General features: G+C 53.2%; 16 protein-coding genes. 5 read left to right on the top strand and 11 right to left on the bottom strand.

What is annotated here, in order from left to right:
* The first annotated feature begins 20 nt into the window (after positions 1 to 20).
* Positions 21 to 452 carry an OsmC family protein gene (locus ACTIDN_RS00335; RefSeq protein ID WP_415507417.1) on the top strand — a complete coding sequence of 144 codons (432 nt, stop codon included), beginning with the start codon at positions 21 to 23 and terminating at the stop codon, positions 450 to 452.
* A gap of 1 nt (position 453) precedes the next feature.
* Here ACTIDN_RS00335 and aroC read toward each other — a convergent pair whose 3' ends face one another.
* The gene (aroC, locus tag ACTIDN_RS00330) at positions 454 to 1,524 is read right to left on the bottom strand and encodes a chorismate synthase (protein WP_441375587.1); all 1,071 of its coding nucleotides are present in this window, start codon (positions 1,522 to 1,524) and stop codon (positions 454 to 456) included.
* Positions 1,525 to 1,534: 10 nt separating this feature from the next.
* Positions 1,535 to 2,374: an enoyl-ACP reductase FabI gene (gene fabI, locus ACTIDN_RS00325; RefSeq protein WP_441375586.1), complete on the bottom strand. Its 840-nt coding sequence runs from the start codon at positions 2,372 to 2,374 to the stop codon at positions 1,535 to 1,537.
* A gap of 283 nt (positions 2,375 to 2,657) precedes the next feature.
* Here fabI and pdxH point away from each other — a divergent pair, with 283 nt between their 5' ends.
* Positions 2,658 to 3,296, top strand: coding sequence for a pyridoxamine 5'-phosphate oxidase (pdxH, locus tag ACTIDN_RS00320; protein ID WP_441375585.1), 639 nt, complete (start codon positions 2,658 to 2,660; stop codon positions 3,294 to 3,296).
* Positions 3,297 to 3,339: 43 nt separating this feature from the next.
* Positions 3,340 to 4,218: a universal stress protein gene (locus ACTIDN_RS00315; RefSeq protein WP_415507421.1), complete on the top strand. Its 879-nt coding sequence runs from the start codon at positions 3,340 to 3,342 to the stop codon at positions 4,216 to 4,218.
* 53 nt (positions 4,219 to 4,271) lie between these two features.
* On the opposite strand, the gene ACTIDN_RS00310 is transcribed toward ACTIDN_RS00315, so the two are convergent.
* From ACTIDN_RS00310 to ACTIDN_RS00275, 8 genes are read right to left on the bottom strand one after another with little or no spacing between them, the layout of a single operon-like run.
* Positions 4,272 to 5,060, bottom strand: a complete 789-nt coding sequence (locus ACTIDN_RS00310) for an MBL fold metallo-hydrolase (protein ID WP_441375584.1) — start codon at positions 5,058 to 5,060, stop codon at positions 4,272 to 4,274.
* A gap of 18 nt (positions 5,061 to 5,078) precedes the next feature.
* Positions 5,079 to 5,870, bottom strand: a complete 792-nt coding sequence (locus tag ACTIDN_RS00305; protein ID WP_441375683.1) for a TatD family hydrolase — start codon at positions 5,868 to 5,870, stop codon at positions 5,079 to 5,081.
* A 17-nt stretch (positions 5,871 to 5,887) separates the two neighbouring features.
* The gene (metG, locus tag ACTIDN_RS00300) at positions 5,888 to 7,426 is read right to left on the bottom strand and encodes a methionine--tRNA ligase (protein ID WP_441375583.1); all 1,539 of its coding nucleotides are present in this window, start codon (positions 7,424 to 7,426) and stop codon (positions 5,888 to 5,890) included.
* Positions 7,423 to 8,370, bottom strand: a complete 948-nt coding sequence (locus ACTIDN_RS00295; RefSeq protein WP_441375582.1) for a DNA polymerase III subunit delta' — start codon at positions 8,368 to 8,370, stop codon at positions 7,423 to 7,425. Before ACTIDN_RS00295 ends, metG begins: the two co-directional genes overlap by 4 nt.
* 3 nt (positions 8,371 to 8,373) lie before the next feature.
* Complete coding sequence (gene tmk, locus ACTIDN_RS00290; RefSeq protein ID WP_441375581.1) at positions 8,374 to 9,012, bottom strand: dTMP kinase; 639 nt, start codon at positions 9,010 to 9,012, stop codon at positions 8,374 to 8,376.
* A gap of 3 nt (positions 9,013 to 9,015) precedes the next feature.
* Positions 9,016 to 10,236, bottom strand: coding sequence for a D-alanyl-D-alanine carboxypeptidase family protein (locus ACTIDN_RS00285; RefSeq protein WP_441375580.1), 1,221 nt, complete (start codon positions 10,234 to 10,236; stop codon positions 9,016 to 9,018).
* Positions 10,237 to 10,244: 8 nt separating this feature from the next.
* On the bottom strand, positions 10,245 to 11,129 hold the full coding sequence (locus ACTIDN_RS00280) for a septal ring lytic transglycosylase RlpA family protein (protein ID WP_441375579.1): 885 nt from the start codon (positions 11,127 to 11,129) through the stop codon (positions 10,245 to 10,247).
* Positions 11,126 to 12,136 carry a lytic murein transglycosylase gene (locus ACTIDN_RS00275; RefSeq protein ID WP_441375578.1) on the bottom strand — a complete coding sequence of 337 codons (1,011 nt, stop codon included), beginning with the start codon at positions 12,134 to 12,136 and terminating at the stop codon, positions 11,126 to 11,128. The genes ACTIDN_RS00280 and ACTIDN_RS00275 overlap by 4 nt, the downstream gene beginning before the upstream one ends.
* 218 nt (positions 12,137 to 12,354) lie before the next feature.
* Here ACTIDN_RS00275 and ACTIDN_RS00270 point away from each other — a divergent pair, with 218 nt between their 5' ends.
* Positions 12,355 to 12,924: a DedA family protein gene (locus ACTIDN_RS00270; RefSeq protein ID WP_441375577.1), complete on the top strand. Its 570-nt coding sequence runs from the start codon at positions 12,355 to 12,357 to the stop codon at positions 12,922 to 12,924.
* Between the two features lie 2 nt (positions 12,925 to 12,926).
* Positions 12,927 to 14,015 (top strand): D-alanine--D-alanine ligase, encoded by a 1,089-nt coding sequence (locus ACTIDN_RS00265; protein ID WP_441375576.1) that lies wholly within the window; start codon positions 12,927 to 12,929, stop codon positions 14,013 to 14,015.
* A gap of 13 nt (positions 14,016 to 14,028) precedes the next feature.
* On the opposite strand, the gene ACTIDN_RS00260 is transcribed toward ACTIDN_RS00265, so the two are convergent.
* On the bottom strand, positions 14,029 to 15,570 hold the full coding sequence (locus tag ACTIDN_RS00260; protein WP_441375575.1) for an amino acid permease: 1,542 nt from the start codon (positions 15,568 to 15,570) through the stop codon (positions 14,029 to 14,031).
* Between the last annotated feature and the right edge of the window lie 56 nt (positions 15,571 to 15,626).

The following is a 15,626-nucleotide window of genomic DNA, read 5'->3' as shown; positions in this document are numbered from 1 at the left end:
ACGATAGAGAGGAAGAAGTCATGACCATTCATAAATTTGGAACGGCACATTGGGAAGGCAGCATAAAAGAGGGTAAAGGCACAGTTTCAACAGAAAGCCATGCACTGGACAATCAACCCTACGGCTTCAACACGCGTTTTGAAGGGAAGCCGGGCACCAACCCCGAGGAGCTACTTGGCGCAGCACATGCTGCCTGCTTCTCCATGGCTCTGTCCCTCATCTTGGGAGAGGCCAAGCTAACAGCGCAGTCCATAGATACCAAAGCCGTGGTCAGCCTTGATAAAACTGATGGTGGTTTTGAAATAAGTGCAGTTGCCCTGACACTAAAAGCCAACGTACCCGGGGCAACTCAGGAGCAGTTTCTTGAACTGGCAAACAAAGCTAAAACGGGCTGCCCTGTTTCCAAACTGTTCAAGGCAACAATAACGCTTGATGCACAGCTTGTGGGCTGAACTAGCCCACCTGCCCTCTATGGCGCAAAAGATGGTCTGCCAATACGCAGGCCATCATTGCTTCCCCAACAGGCACGGCGCGTATCCCTACGCATGGATCATGCCGACCTTTGGTAATAACGTCCCTTTCCTCACCGGCACTGGTGATGGAAGGCACGGGTGTCAACATTGAACTGGTCGGTTTGACGGCAAAGCGGGCCACAACTGGCTGCCCACTGGAAATACCACCTAAGATACCGCCTGCATGATTAGCGCCAAAACCCACGTGACCATCCCGCATAAAAAGCGGGTCTGCATTTTGCACGCCAGTCAGTTCTGCTGAAGCAAAACCATCACCAATTTCAACACCTTTGACAGCATTGATACTCATAAGAGCCGCGGCGAGGTCTGAATCCAGCTTGCCATAAATAGGTGCCCCCAGCCCAGCTGGCACATTTTCAGCAACCAGTTCTATGACTGCGCCGATAGAAAGACCGTCTTTCCGAATACCGGCAAGATAGTCCTCCCACATAGGCACGCTTTTGGCATCTGGGCAGAAAAAGGGGTTACGCTCCACCTCATCCCAGTCCCACTGCGCACGATCAATTTTATGGGGGCCAAGCTGAACCAGCGCACCACGAATACGGATACCGTCACCCAGTATTTTGCGCGCAACAGCTCCAGCTGCTACCCGGCAAGCTGTCTCCCGTGCAGAAGAACGCCCTCCACCCCGGTAATCACGAATACCGTATTTCAGGTCATACGTCAGGTCAGCATGACCGGGTCTGTAAGTCTGGGCTATGTCCCCGTAATCGCGGGATCTCTGATCCGTATTCTCGATAACAAGGGAAATAGGAGTACCCGTTGTTTGCCCTTCAAACACACCGGAGAGAATACGTACTGCGTCCGGTTCCCTCCGCTGCGTGGTAAAAGCAGACTGTCCGGGCCTGCGACGGTCAAGGAACGGTTGAATGTCAGCTTCGGTCAGGGGGAGGCGCGGCGGACAGCCATCAACTACACAGCCGATAGCAGGCCCGTGGCTTTCTCCCCATGTGGTTACACGAAACAGGTGACCGAAGCTGTTGTAAGACACGGTAGTTCCCTTATTCCCCGACGACGGAAATATCAGGCGCTGTCGGGTTTTTCATACCAACTGTATGGTACCCGCTATCAACATGGTGCACCTCACCCGTTACACCGGCCGAGAGGTCAGACAGCATGTACAGCCCGGCACCGCCCACTTCTTCCAACGCCACATTGCGTTCCAGAGGCGCGTTATACTGGTTCCATTTCAGAATATACCGGAAATCCCCAATACCGCTTGCGGCAAGGGTTTTAATAGGCCCGGCTGAAATAGCATTCACACGGATAGCATCTTTACCAAGGTCAGCAGCCATATAGCGCACTGAAGCCTCCAGAGCGGCCTTTGCTACACCCATCACATTGTAATGCGGCATAACACGTTCCGCGCCAAGATAGCTCAAGGTCAGGAGTGAGCCACCTTTTTTCATCAGCTTTGCAGCACGCTGCGCTACGGCAGTGAAAGAATAACAGGAAATATCAAGCGCTGTCAGAAAGGCATCACGTGGGGTGTCAACATACCGTCCACGCAGATATTTTTTGTCTGCCCACCCAATAGCGTGAACAACAAAATCTATTTCACCCCATTCCTGCTCAAGGCGCTCGAACACTGCGTCAATTTCAGCATCGTTGGATACGTCACAGGGAAGGACGAGAGACGACCCAACGCTTTCTGCCAAAGGCTGTACCCGTTTACCCAAGGCCTCCCCCTGATAAGTAAACGCTAACTCACCACCCTGAGCAGCAACGGCACTTGCAATACCCCAAGCAATAGAACGGTCATTGGCAACACCCATCACCAAGCCTCGTTTGCCCTGCATGAGTGTTCCACGGACTGGTAATGTGGTGTCCTGAGACGACATGTGCGAACCTCGCGCTGATCTGACATGAAACATGAATATAAAGAACTTCAGGGGTTGGTCGCATACCACAGCGATTGAGACAAGACCCCTACCCCTTTTACCCCGGAAAACTGACAGATTTACGCCATTTATAGCCGCAGTGCAGGCATGATAGAGTTGCGCCTCCCACAATTTGTGAACCCTTGCTTAGGCAACCACTCCCCTTTGTCAGGTGTTAGGGATATGCTGCGTAGGCAAAGGGCTGCTTCTTAACGGCAGCTCGGACGTTGGAAAGACCTGAGGTATGACTGAGCATTCCCCTTCCCACCTGCACGAGATGGATCATAACAAGACCCTGATTGATCTGGCAGCTGATCCTTTTGTTCTGTTCTCCAGATGGATGGGTGAAGCAGAAAAAACCGAGCCCTCCGACCCAAACGCCATGACGCTGGCAACCAGCACGCCTGACGGTCACCCTTCAGCACGGATTGTACTTTTGAAGGGCGCTGACCGCAGAGGGTTTGTTTTCTACACAAACCAGCAGAGCCGCAAGGGAGAAGAGCTGGCTGAAAACCCGCATGTTTCCCTTCTGTTCCACTGGAAGAGCCTTCGCAGGCAAATTCGTATTGAAGGTACGGTCAGCCCGGTGACGACAGAAGAAGCTGACGCTTATTTTGCGAGTCGTAGCCGCATATCGCGCTTGGGCGCCATAGCGTCAGAACAGTCACGCCCTTTGCCTGACCGAGCGATATTTGAAGCCCGCGTTAAGGAGGCGGAAGCACGTTACCCTCAAGGAGAGATCCCGCGTCCGGCCAATTGGTCTGGATACCGCGTTACCCCTACTGCTTTTGAGTTCTGGCAGGAGCGGCCCTACCGCCTGCATGATCGTGCACGATGGACGGCCGATCAGGCATCATGGTCGGCAACGCGCCTGTATCCGTAAAAGTTTATCTCAGCGTATCGTTATTGATTAAGGGGAAAATACAATGAAAGACGTAAGAAAAATTCTGCTTCCCTTGCCGAGCGTTTCAAATGCTGAAGCAGCCCTGACACGGGGATATAATTTCGCAAAGCGCTTTGGTGCGCATCTTGCTGTGCTGCACGTGCGCCCCGATGGTCGGGACATTGCCCCCATGGCTGGCGAAGGCCTGTCTGGCGCCATGGTTGAAGACCTTATGCGCTCCGCAGAACATGAAAGCGCGCATCACGCGCATGAGGTACGCAAGCTGTTTGAACGCTTTGCCGCGACGCATACAGACATAGAAGTTGTACCGCCGCGTGCCCCTTTCCCGTGGGACACGCCAAGCATGAGCTTTAACATTCTTTCTGGTGCAGAAAGTGAGATTATTCCCTCTCACGCACGTTTATCTGACTTTACCCTAGTGCCTCACCCAGACTCAGGTGAGGATGTATCTTCTTCCGAAACTTTACATGCCGTCTTGTTTGACAGTGGCCGCCCTGTCGTCATTGCCCCTCAGACCCCGCCTAAGGGGCTCATCAAGCGCGTGTGTATCGGATGGAACGGCACAGCAGAATCCTCTTCCGCCCTCCGTGGGGCGCTTGCTTGGGCGCTCACTGCGGAAGCAGTCCGTGTTCTGCATTGTGAGGACTATCAGCGCCGTGGGCCAAAAGCGCGCGATGTTGTGGATTATCTTGCCCTGCACGGTATCAAGGCCGATGCTGTTGCGTTCAGCCCAGTTGACCGCGATGTGGGCAAAGGCCTGATTGCTGCGTGTAAAGACTTTGATGCGGACATGCTGGCAATGGGCGCTTACTCCCATTCTCGCCTACGTCAGCTCATTTTAGGCGGCGTTACCCGCCATGTGCTTGAACATGCTGACCTAACGGTCCTGATGAGCCGTTGATATTACAGAGTGGCCGTAGGTCTCCTACGGCCATCTCTTCCTACGCGCTGCATTCAGGTTACCGCAAACGTCATCCCGTCCCATGCGGGCTCAATACCGTCTGGCAAGTTGTCGAGCATCCACTGCCAATCCATATCCGTACCCATATGAGTCAGAATAATACGCTTGGGTTGTAGTATCTGCTGCCATTCAAGCACACGCCCCAGCCAAGCATGGGCGCAATGTGGCTCTCTCTGAAAACAGTCAACTACCCAGGTTTCTACACCTGTCAGAGCGGCCAAGGCTGCATCATCCAACTCAACCGCATCTGTGCTGTAGGCAAAACCACCGTAGCGCAGTCCGCTTGACATGATACGTCCGTGGCCTTGCTGGAATATGGTGAACGTGTGGCCCGCCATTTCGCATTGCCCGGCCAGTGGTAACGGACATGTTTCCACTATAGCTCTAAAAAAGCTCGGCCCGGTCCATGGCTTGAACACATAATCAAATCGGGTCTGTATTTCCGCAAGAACATCTGGGCAACCATACGCGGTGATCGGACCTTTTATAATCCGATTGATACCCCTTACTTCATCAAGACCTGCAATATGGTCCGCATGTGCATGCGTGTAAAAAATAGAACGGAACTGAGTTATACCGTTTGCCAACAACTGCGCACGAATATCCGGCCCGGTATCAACCAGAATATTCTCCCCATTTGGCATTTCCAAAAAAATAGAGGCCCGGCTTCTACGGTTTCTTGGTTCAGACGGGTCGCAATTGCCCCACATACCGTGGCCATCTTCGCCCCCAAGCATGGGCACACCAGCAGACCCACCGCACCCAAGAATGGTGACTCTCATAAGCACTCCGTGCTGCTATCAGGCAGCCTTTCTGAATAACCTGAAGAAATTATCCGTTGTCGCTTGCGTGAAATCTTCCAAGCTTTGTCCCCGCTCCTGCGCAAGACAGGACGCCGTATAAGCCACATAAGCTGGCTCGTTACGCTTGCCCCGCTTTGGAACCGGAGCAAGATAAGGCGAGTCTGTTTCCACCAGAATACGCTCTAACGGCAATTCACGCGCGACGTCCCGAAACTCACCACATTTGGGAAATGTCGCAATGCCGGAAAAACTGACATAACCACCCAACTCAACCACGCTTTGCGCCAAAGCAGCACTTGATGCAAAACAATGAAGCAGAATAGGGAAAGGCCCCTTTGCCATTTCTTCCTGCAAGATACGCGCGACATCTTCATCTGCTTGCCGGGCATGAATAATAATGGGGACATTCAACTCTCGCGCAGCCCCAATATGCCTGCGAAAGCTTTCCTGCTGAAGCGGACGAACAGCTTCCATACCATGAAAATAATCCAGACCGCTCTCACCTATCCCAACCACTTCAGGCGCTTGCGCTATCTCGACGATAGTTTCGACTGACGGGAGAGGCTCTTCTTCCACATGGTCTGGATGGGTGCCAACTGTACACCACACACGCACATCAGGGCTTGAATGGCGCGTTAAGGCTTTTTGCTGATGGGCACGGGCCAGACGGGTACCGATCGTCACCATTCCTGCCACCCCGGCAGCCTTGGCGGCTGCCAGCAGAGCAGGGATTTCTTCATCCGTGAAATGATCAAGATGGCAATGTGAGTCGATCAGACCCTTTTGCATAATCACGTTCTTAAGCCTCAGGCAGTCTGTTCTTCAACATAGCGTGGGAAAATACCTTGCGGCGCAGGGAGTTCACGCCCGGCGGGCAAGAGCGTTTCCAGAGCGGCAAAACTGCGTTCACTGTCTGTCACACCAAGCTGAGTTAACATGCGCTCCATGCTATGCGGCATGAACGGCTGCAAGACGATTGCCACACCCCGCAGAACATCCAGCAATACACGCAGCACATCGCTCATCCGCTCTGGGTCGGTCTTCTTAAGAGCCCAGGGAGCCTGATGGTCAATATACGCATTACCGGCACGAATAACCTTCCAGACATCTTCCAGCGCGTCTGTCAGAGCACAACGTTCCATTTGCGTTGCCATAAGAGACGGCAGAAGGGCAGCCTGACCGAGTATCTGGCTGTCTTCGTCCGTCAGAGTGCGGCGTTCTGGGACAACACCGCCGCAGTTACGTGCGACCAAAGACAGGGTGCGCTGACAAAGATTGCCAAGGTCATTGGCCAACTCAACGTTGTTCCGCATGATCAGGGACTTGCGTGACAGGTCACTATCCCCACCAAACGGCACTTCACGCAACAGAAAGAAGCGTACGGCATCCAGTCCGAATTCTTTAACAAGATCGCGCGGGTCAACGACATTCCCCAAAGATTTGCTCATTTTCTGGCCCTCTACGGTCCACCAGCCATTCGCAAAAATCTTCTTAGGCACGTCAATGCCAGCAGCCATCAGGAAAGCTGGCCAATACACGGCATGGAAGCGCGCAATATCTTTACCAACCAAATGCAGGCTCGCTGGCCAAAAAGCAGCTTTGGGTGCGTCTGTATTCGGATAGTCCAGCGCACTCAGATAGTTTGCCAGAGCATCGAACCATACATACATCACATGTGCTTCGTCACCCGGAACGGGGATGCCCCATTTGAAGCTGGTGCGGCTGACTGAAAGGTCCCGCAGCCCCTGCTTGACGAAACTGATGATTTCCCGTCGAGCTCCTGTCGGACCTAGAAATTCTGGGTGTGCCTCGTAGAGAGCAAGCAGCTTATCCTGATAGTCAGATAGCTTAAAGAAGTAGGAAGGCTCCTTCACCCACTCTACAGGCGCACCTGTAGGTGCCACCTTATTGCCCTGTGCATCAGAAACAAGTTCATCCTCACCATAGAAACACTCATCCCGTAGCGCATACCAACCTTCATAGGCCCCAAGATAAATTGCACCGCTTTCTGCAACTTTTTCCCACAGGGCTTGAGCTGATTTAATATGCCGGGGCTCGGTCGTACGAATGAAGTCATCGTAGGATATGGCCATGCTGTCTGCCATATCCCGAAAATTGGCAGAGATGGTGTCAACAAAAGCTTTTGGCTCAACACCTGCTGTCTGGGCAGCCTGTTCTACTTTCTGACCGTGTTCATCAGTACCTGTCAGAAAAAAAACATCATGCCCCGACAGGCGATGGAAACGCGCCAGAACATCCGCGGCGACAGACGTGTAAGCATGCCCGATATGGGGCGCACCATTCACATAATAGATGGGGGTCGTAACATAAAAATGGGCGGTCATGCTTTACTCGCGATGGTCATGGCTTCGAGAAGAGTTTCCTGTTTATCGAGATTAAAGCGTTCCGTCTCGCTCTGAAGGCGCATAATGGCCTCCCAAGCCTGAGCAAAACGGGCAGCTTCAGCTGCTCCCTTTCGGGCCGCTGTGCGGGCACACTCTTGAAGTGTGTCTGATAACAGGCTGAAAAATAAATTAAAACCGTCTTCCTTACGCAAAACGGTTTCAGCAATATCGTAAGACTGGCCGACAGAAACCCCGGAAAGAATTTTCTCGACCAGTGCGGCCATCCGGCCCCCTTCGTCCGCCAGCAAGGCCAAAGCTCTCCCGACCGCACCATGTGCTCCGGCCACACTCCGTTGCAACTCATCTTCCGCGATATCAGGCGCTAACTGCCTTACAATATGCCGAACATCTTCCGTGCTCAGGGGGGCGAGCTCCAAACGGCGGCAGCGGCTTCTGATCGTTGGCAGAAGCCGGCCCGGTGCGGAAGATGTTAGCAATAAGACGGCTTTTGGCGGCGGCTCTTCCAGAATTTTCAACAGTGCATTGGCGGCACTTCGGTTGAGCCATTCTGCACCATCAATTATGACAACGCGCCAGCCGCCTTCTGCTGCAGTCCGGTGCAGGAATGCTGTGATAGGCCGGACATCGTCGGCCACAATCTCGCCTCTGTAGCGCTGTCTTTTTTCATCGTAACTGCGCTGAACCACCAGCAGGTCAGCATGCGTTGCAGCAGAAATGCGGCGTCCTTCCGGGCTTGAAGGGTCTTCTCCCCCCAAAACTGCCCGTGCAAGACGAAAGGCAAATGTTGCCTTGCCTATTCCGGGAGCACCTGTAATCAGCCACGCATGTGGCAAGCGCCCTGATGCCAAAGCGGCACGGAAGACACCTGATGCGGCCTGATGCCCCCGAAGGGCAAGAGAAGCAATCCTTGAGTCTTGCTGCATGACCTAACCCGACTGAAGACGCTGGCGAATCTCTTTTACGATAATGCTATTTATCTCTTCTGGAGACACTCCGTGCGCCTTAATTCGCTTCACACGGCGCGGATTCTGTTCGGCTATTGTCTGAAACCCATGCAGCACGCGTGCATGAAACGCCTCATCTGACTGCTCATAGCGGTCTGTCGGTGCGCCGCGTGCAGCCAACCGCAGCCGGGCAACGTCTCGTGGGGCTTCAAGCAGAAAGGTCAGATCTGGGTCGCGCCCGAGATGAGCCTGCAAGTCGTTAATTAGGTCCAGTGTCTCCGCGTGCCCATTGGCACGCCCGTAGCCTTGGTAAGCCATAGTCGAATCTGTGAAGCGATCACAGACAACAACCGTGCCTGCTTCCAGCGCGGGGTTAATGACCTGATCAACGTGATCATACCGTGCCGCAAAGTGTGTCAGGATTTCAGACCGCTGTGAGAGCGGATGTTTGCCAAACAGCAAAACTTGCCGCAGGTCTTCAGCGCCGGGGGATCCCCCCGGCTCCCGCGTTGTCAGAACAGTGACACCCAAAGACTGCAATGCTGACTGAAGGAGCTTGAGTTGAGTAGACTTTCCAACCCCCTCTCCTCCTTCCAGCGTAACGAATAAACTTTTCTGCATGATCTAGAGGTGCAACCGGCGCGCAGCCCGACCAAGCAGGCCGAGTGCTGGAACATCCTGCCCCACAACAACAGGCAGAGACGCCTGCCGCCCTCCGGGCAATGTCACCGTCACCTGCCCCACGGATTGGCCTGCCTTGAGCGGAGCCGCCAGTGGTCCCTGATAATCGAGAGCAACATGTGTGCCATTACGCCAGCCATGCGGCAGCAGCATCGTCAGGTCCTGTGACACTACCAGAGGCACTGTCTGGCTTTGCCCCATCCACACGGGAGCCTGCTCTATAACATCGCCTTTATTGAGAATTTTCGCTGATTCAAAATTGGCAAATGACCACCCAAGCAGGCGCTCGCTTTCACGCGCACGGACGTGGTCAGAGGGCATGCCGTTCAACGCCATAACAATACGCCGCCCATCACGCAGGGCAGAGGCACACAGGCCAAACCCGCCCGCATCTGTATGACCAGTCTTGAGACCGTCAGCCAGACCTTTAACAACCAGAGAGTTCCGGTTTTCCTGACGGATTTTGTTAAAGAAAAACTCTTTTTCAGAGAAATAATGGTAATATTCTGGAAAGTCATGAACCAGGCGAAGCGCCAGATAAGCAACGTCCCGCGCACTCATGTAATGATTATCAGCAGGCCAGCCTGTTGCATTCATGAAGTGTGTATTGTGCAGACCAAGCTTTGCTGCCGTGTCATTCATGACAGCAACAAACTGCTCTTCAGACCCTGAAATACCTTCTGCCAGAACAATGCAGGCATCATTCCCAGACTGGATAACCGTACCCTGAATAAGGTCCTGAACCGGCACGCTCTGCCCCAAGGGCACAAACATACGCGACCCTTGCATACGCCACGCTTTTTCACTGACCGGCAAAGCCTGATCCAGCTTCAGGCGGCCAGCACGCAACATGGAGAAGGTTACATACGCTGTCATCATCTTTGTTAAAGACGATGGTGGCATACGTTCATCTGCTGCTTTTTCCAGCAATGTGGCACCGCTGTTATAATCCAGGATACAAGCCCAGCGCGCAACAGTATCAACCGGACCAACCGGCGTAGATGCCGGGGCCTCTGCCACTGTGGACGCTGCCGCAGGGGGGGCAGCAGCCGCAGCTACAGGATGCGCCGAGGCTTTATGCCCTTTGCGGGCGTAAGCTGTGAGAGCAGAACCACTGGAAACAAGGGCAGCGCCCCCTGCAAGAAGAAACCGGCGAGTGTGCACGTTCTTTCCTATTCAACGACGATATGAGATCCGGTCAAACCAGCAGCAAGAGAACGCTTCAGGGCCGCATCCGCCTCGCTTATAGTCGCAAAAGGGCCATGCCGCACAGCCCACTTTTTTTCTTGACCAACAAAAGCTGCCACAACCGTAGCTCCCTCACGCGCAGCTTCTCTTGCGGCTGTATAGCGTGAGGTAAAATCTGTCGTCTCAACCCATAATTGTGTCGGCTTAGGCATACCCTGCCGCCACGTTGCAGGTAGATCAGCAAGCAACTGGGAGACATCCGCCGTAGCCCCGGATGTATCCTGTGCTGTCGTTAAGGCAGCGCCTTGCCCTACAGGCGTTTGTGACTGGGGTCCGGTCAACTGGGTCTGCTGAACTTTTTCCAGAGGCGCTGTATTAATTTGCAGCACCGGACCACCGGGAAGCACCTCCGCCAGATGTCGGCTCGCACGCTCATCCACGACGATACTTACACGTACCGGCCCTGCTCCCATCCCCAACAAACCCGCCACCTTTGGCGTAACGCCAAGAATGCGACCAGACTGGGCCGGGCCACGGTCATTGATGCGTAGCCTGACCTCCCGGCCGTTTTCAAGGTTGGTCACTGTGACAATGGCAGGCAGTTGAAGTGTAGGATGGCTTGCCGTCATACTGACAGCACTACGCACCTCTCCATCAGTAGTGAGAGGCGTTGCCTTCTTCATCTGCGGCTGGCTGACCGCCAGACCAGTTGCCTGATAAGAAAAATCCTCACGAGGATAGACCCAGACGCCGTCGCTCTGTTGCCACGCCTGCCCCACGACATAATGCGGTGCAGGCTTAACTTTATTGGGCGCAGGGGGGGAGCACGCAGCAACCCCCAAGCAACAAAAAAGAACAGCCTTTTTCACACTATGGCACTTCCCAGAAGACCCACACCCAACGCGTAGAAATCGGAGGGATTGTAGCGACGGATCACGTTGAAATTGTGGTAAACAAGATAGGCCTCACCATCCATGCCATCGGGGCATATCACTGCTCCGTTCATACTGGCGTGGGAGAACTGCCCACCAAGAACAGGTTGAACACCAACCCCGGCCCAATAAGACACAGGCTTTACCGCTGCGCGCCCTATCTGCCCGACTGTTAAAGAAGCAGGAACCCGGACGGCTTCCCCCCATGGCTCTCCTGCATGCCACCCACATTTTGCTAGATAATTGGCTATAGAGGCAAAAACATCGGGCTCGTCTGTCCAGATATCTCGGCGGCCGCCAGCGGGGTAACTCGCAGCGTATCGCTCATAAGCACTGGGCATAAACTGCGGCTGCCCCATTGCGCCAGCATAGCTGCCCAACATACCTGCTGGCGTAATATCCCCCTGATTCAGGATATGGAGTGCTTTGAACAACTCGGACCGGAAAAACGCAGAGCGACGCCCATCATAAGCCAGCGTCGCAAGAGAATCGATCACATGATATGTGCCGGTTTTCACACCATAAGCAGATTCCAGCCCCCATATTCCTGCAATAGCGGCTTCATCTACTCCATACTCTGCGCTGATGGCGCGCAGAATGGAGCGCCTTTTCGCCACAGCCGCCCGACCATCCGTTATTTTTTTGTTGGTAATAACGCGATCTTTGTAGTTGGCCCATGTCATGGTGAATTCAGGCTGATGCCGGTCCGCTTTAATGACGGATGCGTTCGGCTGCCTGGTCAAAGACAACGCATCATCCACTATGGATGCATTCATCCCCTGCTGTATGGCCTCACGCCGCACACCAGCCAGAAAAGTTTCGTAGCTTTGTGTTGCCGCCGGTGCTGGCGTTTTTTGAAGAGCCTTTGCAACAGCTTTTTCGGAAACCGCTGGCAAAGCCATGCTGGATACCGCACCACAAACGAGCATTCTTCTTCTAAGCATCACGGACCAGTTACGTTGGTTTTTGGGTTCATTTCTTTTTGTATAGGCGTCTTTTATAAAAGACGCTCTACCTATTTTCTTGTTCCGTCATACTTACTCTGGCCTGAATTAGCCCTCCGACAGGCGTGTTGTGTCCTACGTCACTCAGGCGTAAGCCTTACCGTGTATGCTTGCACACCCGCTTCCTCCACAAAGCTTAAGGATTGTTTTTTACGCTTATGATGCATTCTCTTGAGCAGTTTCTCACATCCACCACATCATCACCCCTCGCTCAGATGCTCATTGTCATTCTTGCAACATTCATCCTCGAAGACGCAGCAACAGTCCTGACCGCCATTCAAGTAAAGCTTCATACTCTAAACACGCCACAGGCCTTACTCGCTCTTTATATCGGCATCGTGCTGGGCGATGTCGGATTATACGGGCTGGGGTTTCTGGCTGCCCGATGGCCACCGGCGAGACGCTGGGTGCAAACACCAGAGCGGGACGCACAGCGTCAATGGCTAACCGGTAAGCTGTTCAAGGTTGTGTTCATCAGTCGGTTTATTCCCGGCACGCGGCTACCGCTCTACACTGCGTGCGGCTTCTTCAACGCAGGTTTGCGCACCTTTACGTTAGCCACGCTTGCCGCCACGCTTATCTGGACAACAGCTCTTTTTGTGCTTTCACTGAAGGTTGGAAGTTTTATCCTGTCACACTTGGGTGCATGGCGCTGGGCTGGCATTCTCGGTTTTGTGGTGGTTATTATTCTCATGGGCCGGCTGGCGGCCCGCATGCAGAAACAGTGACAATGAACAAACTACCCACCACACCCGCTTCCACGCACACCAAACACAACTCGCCTCTCTCAAGCTTCGAGTTCTGGCCGGGGTGGATTTTCTACACCCCAATTGTCATTTACTGGGTTCTGCAAGGCCTCCGATACCGAGATTTCAGCCTGCCAACCGCCGCCAACCCGCGTATTGAAACAGGCGGCTTATGTGGTGAAAGCAAAAGCAGTATTCTGGACATGGCTGGCCCGGTTGCGAAGCAGTGGATCGCTCCGTACGCTCTCCTTAAAACCGGCACGAATGATTATGCGCGCGCAAAGCAGGCCTTGCTTCAAAAGAGCTTGAGCCTCCCTATTGTCGTAAAACCGGATGTTGGCTGTAATGGCACGGGCGTAAAACTTGCCCACACTGACGATGATCTTTGCGCCATTATGGATGCTTTCCCACGCAATACCATGCTCATGCTGCAAAGGCTCATTCCCTACCGGCACGAAGCGGGCATTTTCTACATCCGGCATCCAGATCGCCCCATGGGCATCATTTCCTCCCTCACCTTCAAAGATATTCCTGCCTTAACGGGGGATGGACACAGCTCCGTGCTGGATCTGTTAAAACAGGACCCGCGGACCAGCCTACTCCTTCCCCTGTACACGCCACGCCTTCAGCACCGACTGCATGACATTCTTGAACAAGGGCAAACCCTTGACTTGGTTTTTACGGGAAATCATTGCAAAGGCGCCATATTCCGGAATGGCGCAGCAGATATCACGCCAGCCCTGACCAAGCGCATTGATGAGATTATGCAGGATATACCTGATTTTCATTTTGGCAGGGTGGATGTGAAATTTGAATCCGTTGCAGAACTCAGGAACGGTGAAAAATTTGAGATTATAGAAATTAATGGAGTGGGATCAGAGGCAATCCATATCTGGGATTCTCGCACCACTCTTAAGGAAGCCTACAAAACTCAGTTTTTCCATTATGGAGAAACTTTTCGCATCGGCGCAAAGAAACGTCAGGCCGGATGGAAAACAAGCGGGTTATGGCATGGGGTGAGACTATGGCGCCAGCAAAAGCGCCTTTTGGCATCCTACCCCATGAACGACTGACACACCGCGTTCTCTAAGCCACATCCCCACCTTTAAACTCTTGCCCCAAACGGGAATGCTTGCGACCGTAAAAACGGTAGCAGGCCCATCCGCAAACAATGTATGTCGCCAACAGAAGTGCGGGCACTGGGTCTCCGGCAAAGAGTGCCAAGGCCATATCTATAAAGAGCGGTGCAGCCATTATCAGACAAAAGATCATACCGAGCAGCGGCACATACCCAACCCAAAACCCTTTAATGTAGAAGCCCCCACCCGGCACAGCAAAGGCACGAGGGCTCTCTGGCGCAATATTGCGGATCCATATCACGGTAAAACAGACAATACCGAAGGCCGTTGCTGTACCTAAGCTGACCAAATCGCCAATAATATCAATAGGGAGCAAAGCTGTCGCAAACGCCACGACGCCCCCCAGCAGAATGGTCCCTATCCATGGCGTTTTGAACTTGGGATGCAAATTACAGAAAATAGGCATAAGCAAACCATCTTCTGCCATCGCAAAGAAAATGCGGCTTTGTGCGTATAAAAGACCAAATAGCACTGAACAGAGGCCAACAACCGCCCCAATTTTTACAAAAACTGCCAACCAAGGTTGCTTCATTGCATTAACAGCAATTGCAAGAGGATCAGCTACGTCAAGCGTTTTCCATGGCACAACGCCAATCAATACGGCAGCAACAATAATATAGACCAATGTGCAAATGAGCAGAGATACAACAATGCCTATGGGTACATCCCTGCGTGGGTTACGTGCTTCTGAAGATGCTGTGGAAACGGCTTCAAACCCGACATAAGCAAAGAATATAATGGAGGCTGCACGAAAAATGCCCGGCAGCCCATACCGGAAACCACCCTCATATTTTGGGATAAACGGTGTCCAGTAAGAGGGGTGGATAGCCCATAATCCCAGTGCAACAAAAACAACAAGCACACCAACTTTTAGAAACACAATGGCCGTGTTGATACGCAAAGACTCTTTAACACCAAGGATAAGAAGCCCGGTCACAACAAGAATGGAGAAAGCCCCAATAGCATCCCCCTGCCAACTCATACTGACATGCCTATGCGCACCATCAAATACGACCTGCATAGCTGTAGTGCTAAGTGCATGCGGGATATGAACACCAAAGTCCTGCAAGAAGCTGACGGCATAACCAGAAAAACCAGCGGCAACCCCGGCACAGGAAATGCCGTATTCCAACAACAGAAGCCAACCAACACCCCACGCCCAAGCCTCTCCCATGGAGACATACGCATAAGTGTAAGCTGAGCCGGACACAGGCATTGCGGATGCCAGCTCCCCATAAGATAGAGCCGTAAACAGGCAAGCCAAGCCAGCTACAACAAACGAAAGCAGAATAGACGGTCCGGCGTAATTGGCCGCGGCCGTACCGGTCATGACGTAGATACCTGCTCCAATCGTGGAGCCAACACCAAGCATTGTCAGTTGAAGAGGGCCAAGCGAGCGAGAAAGACGCTGAGCACCATTTTCCTGCTCGATTCTCTCAAGTGATTTACGACGAGACCGCCCCTTCTCCGGGCAGGATGAAATCCCCATGAGAGTATGTGTAACCTCCAAGCTGATGCCAGCGTAATTATTACGATACCGGCTCA

The organism is Acetobacter sp., assembly GCF_052102375.1.
Lineage (GTDB): Bacteria > Pseudomonadota > Alphaproteobacteria > Acetobacterales > Acetobacteraceae > Acetobacter.
This window is presented reverse-complemented; position numbering and strand designations above follow the sequence as displayed.